This is a genomic window from Flavobacterium seoulense (assembly GCF_000695795.1).
Taxonomy (GTDB): Bacteria; Bacteroidota; Bacteroidia; order Flavobacteriales; family Flavobacteriaceae; genus Flavobacterium; species Flavobacterium seoulense.
Genome location: NZ_JNCA01000045.1, coordinates 1 through 3,845, shown reverse-complemented (window position 1 = coordinate 3,845; position 3,845 = coordinate 1). Strand labels below are relative to the sequence as shown.

2 protein-coding genes are annotated in these 3,845 nt (G+C 30.4%); one reads left to right on the top strand and one right to left on the bottom strand.

From position 1 onward, the window contains the following. Nucleotides 1-309 precede the first annotated feature (309 nt). Nucleotides 310-2,349, bottom strand: a complete 2,040-nt coding sequence (locus FEM21_RS15960) for a transketolase family protein (protein WP_035662689.1) — start codon at nucleotides 2,347-2,349, stop codon at nucleotides 310-312. A 419-nt stretch (nucleotides 2,350-2,768) separates the two neighbouring features. On the opposite strand from FEM21_RS15960, the gene FEM21_RS15955 reads away from it, so the two are divergent. After that, complete coding sequence (locus tag FEM21_RS15955) at nucleotides 2,769-3,803, top strand: LacI family DNA-binding transcriptional regulator (protein ID WP_035662686.1); 1,035 nt, start codon at nucleotides 2,769-2,771, stop codon at nucleotides 3,801-3,803. Nucleotides 3,804-3,845 lie beyond the last annotated feature (42 nt).

The following is a 3,845-nucleotide window of genomic DNA, read 5'->3' as shown; positions in this document are numbered from 1 at the left end:
ACTTAAAACAGTAATTAATATAAAAGTCTTTTTTAAAGAATAATTAAACAATACATCAAAATCTTAAAAAAATGATAAAAACAGAGAAATGAAATAATCTTAAAAGTAAAACAACCGATTGCAATAAAATACTTAAATCCTTATCTTTTAGCTTCTTCTTAGCATTATTTTTTTACAATAATTAAAAAAAAACAGAAGCAGCCCGAAAGTTACTTCTGTTAAAAAATCTGACCTAAACTATAGTTAATTCTTAACCCTTATTTAGAAATCTTCAACTATAATTAAAAACATATTTAAATTTAATTTTGTCTATAATTTTTTATCTAAATATTTAAATATTTCTTTACTTACGTCTTGAGCATTAAAACCAAATTTTTCATCTAGAACTGAAGCTGGAGCTGAATATCCAAAATGCTCTAAACCAATAATTTTTCCGGTATCACCGACTAATCCCTCTAAATTAAGTGGTAAACCTGCTGTAAGCCCAAAAACCAATTTTCCTTTAGGAATTACACTTTCCTGATACGATTGAGATTGAGCTTTAAATAGTCCCTCTGAAATTATCGAAGCTACATTTATTTTCAATCCTTTTTCTTTTTCTAAAATAATTGCTGCTTCTAATAAAGTGGAAACCTCTGAACCATTAGCTATTAAAGTAATATCTGCATCTACAACGGACTTTACTAAATATCCTCCTTTTTCAGCTTGGATAGCATCATTATATCTTGACTCTCCTGTCGCTGGTATATCCTTAATACTTTGTCGGGACAAAATAAGAGCTGTTGGAGTGTTTTTGTTTTTCAAAGCCATATTCCAAGCAACAGAAGTTTCAATAGCATCAGCAGGACGCAAAGCTAGTAAACTTTGATTTCCGGAATGATTTTTAATTTTTTCCATTAAACGAATCTGTACTTCTTGTTCAATTGGTTGGTGCGTTGGTCCATCTTCCCCTACTCTAAATGAGTCATGAGTTAATACATATTTTACAGGAAGTTCCTGAATAGCTGCTAAACGTATTGCTGGTTTCATATAATCTGAAAACACAAAGAAAGTAGCCACAACAGGAATAACACCACCATGCAATGCAATTCCATTAGCAATAGCTGTCATAGTTAGTTCAGCTACACCTGCTTGTAAAAAAGCACCACTAAAATCATTTCTTTTCAATGGAGATGATTTTTTTAAAAAACCATCCGTCTTATCACTATTAGATAAATCAGCCGATGACACAATAATATTTTCAACATTTTCAGCCAAATAAGCCAAAACCGCAGAAGATGCATCTCTTGTAGCTGCATTTGCTTTTTGAACTACTTTACTTAAATCTAATTCAGGTAATTCACTAGATAAAAATAAATCTAATTTTAAAGACAAATCTAAATTCTCTTTTCTCCAATTTGCAATAGCCAACTTTTTATAAGCGGCATCTTCTGATTTTTTAGCAAGTATTTTATCATAATGCGATTTAACATCTTCAAAAATATCAAAGGGTTCCTCTATGTTAGCATTTAAATTAAGTAATGTTTTTAAATAATCAGCTTTTGTTTCACCAATTGGTTTTCCGTGCAATTCACATTCACCCTCATACATACTTCCATCGCTCGTCACACAACCTTTTCCCATAATAGTTTTACCTATAATAAGTGTAGGTTTTTCATTTTCAGCATTTGCTTCATTTAAAGCTCTTCTTATTTCATTATGATCATGCCCATCAATAGTAATTACTTTCCAACCCCAAGCCTCATATTTCATTGCAGTGTTCTCAGAGGTCACTTCATCAGTCATCGAAGAAAGCTGAACATCATTAGAATCATAAAACATTATAAAATTATTCAAACCTAAATGTCCTGCAATTCTTCCAGCTCCTTGAGAAATCTCCTCTTGCACACCACCATCAGTAATAAAACCATATATTTTATGACTAAACAATCCGCTAAATCTGGCGTCTAAAAACTTAGCAGCAATCGCAGCACCAACTCCCATAGTATGTCCTTGCCCCAAAGGACCAGAAGTATTTTCTATCCCTCTAAGAACATCAACTTCCGGATGACCTGGAGTAACTGAACCCCATTGTCTAAAATTTTGTAAATCCTCTTTTGAGTAATTTCCTAACAAATAATACTGTGAGTACATTAAAGCTGACAAATGTCCAGCATCCATAAAAAAACGGTCTCTAAAAGGCCAGTTCATTTCTTTTGGATCAAAATTTAAATATTCAGTATATAAAATATGCATAAAATCAGCTCCGCCCATAGCTCCACCAGGATGCCCAGAATTTGCCTTCTCAACCATTGAAATGGCTAATGCTCTAATATTATCTGCTGCTAAATCATCAATTTTTTTATTCATCAGTTTTGAATTTTTACATTATTAAGATTATTTGATTTGAAATCTATTTTGTAATTATGAGTGACAACATAAAATTCAATAAATACTAAAAGTATTTTTTATTGAACTCAAATAAAATAAGGGAAGTAGTATCAGTTATTTAAAAAATAAATTATACTGTTCTGGTCTGGTTTGTTTTGCAAATATAATATTTTTTTTTAATTTAACAGAAAATGGCTTTAATTTTTAAACTAAAAATTAAATTATTTAATAAGTATAGGCTCAATTCGATATTTATATAAGCATAGTATAACTTTAGTACTTTTGAAAAAATATAAAATCAAATTCCTTCAAGCTTTTGTATTTAATTTGAAGGAAAAAACAACAAAAAAATATCGTTTACAATTTATTAGATATATTTGTTTCAGAATTATACAATTATGGAAGAGAATAAAGACGTAACCATTTATGATATTGCTGAAAAACTAAAACTTGCCACATCAACTATATCAAGGGCTCTGCAAGATCATCATAGTATTAGTAAAAAAACTATCAAAAAGGTAAAAGAAACTGCAGAGAAGATGGGATACGTACCTAATACTCTCGCTGCTGGCCTACGTGGTAACAAAACTAAAACAATAGGTGTTTTAATTCCAACAATCACCCAACCTTTTCTTTCTTCTTTAATCAGTGGTATTGAAATTGCAGCACAAAAATCTGGCTACACAGTAATTATTATGCAATCACATGATTCGTATGAGGAAGAAGTAAATATGGCTAAGGCTTTATACAGTAACCGGGTTAGCGGAGTAATCAGCTCGCTTGCTATGGAAACCAGAGATACTTCTCATTTTGAACAATTTGTAAATAATAATATACCTTTAGTTTTTGTAGATAGGGTACCTAAAGATTTCAATACATTTAGAGTGATTATTGATAATTATGCAGCAGGTTACAAAGCAACAAAACATCTTCTTGAGCAAGGATGTACACGTATAGCACATCTTACTGCTGGTTCTGAATTTGGTAATTTATATAATGAAAGAAAAAGAGGTTATTTAGAAGCACTAAAAGATAATAATATCCCTATTGATGAAAATTTAATTATCTACTTAAAATCAGTCACTTATGAAGAAGGAGTTAAAGCAAGTAATAAATTATTTGACTTAAACCCTAAACCAGACGGAGTTTTTGCATCCGGAGATATTATAGCTGTAAGTACTGTTCAAACTGCTAAAAAAAGAGGAATTAAAGTTCCAGAAGAAATAGCTGTCATTGGTTTTAATAATGATCCTATTTCACAAATTATAGATCCTAATATTTCTACAATCACCCACCCTGCCGAGAAAATGGGAAAAGCTTCTGCTGACATTATCTTAAAAAATTTAAAATCTGATAAGAAAGACGATGTCAAAGAAATTACTTTCTTAAATACTGAAGTAATCATTCGCGAATCTTCCAATAAACCTAAATAAATTAGCTTTTATTTTATTAAATTTTTATTTTATATATGAAGT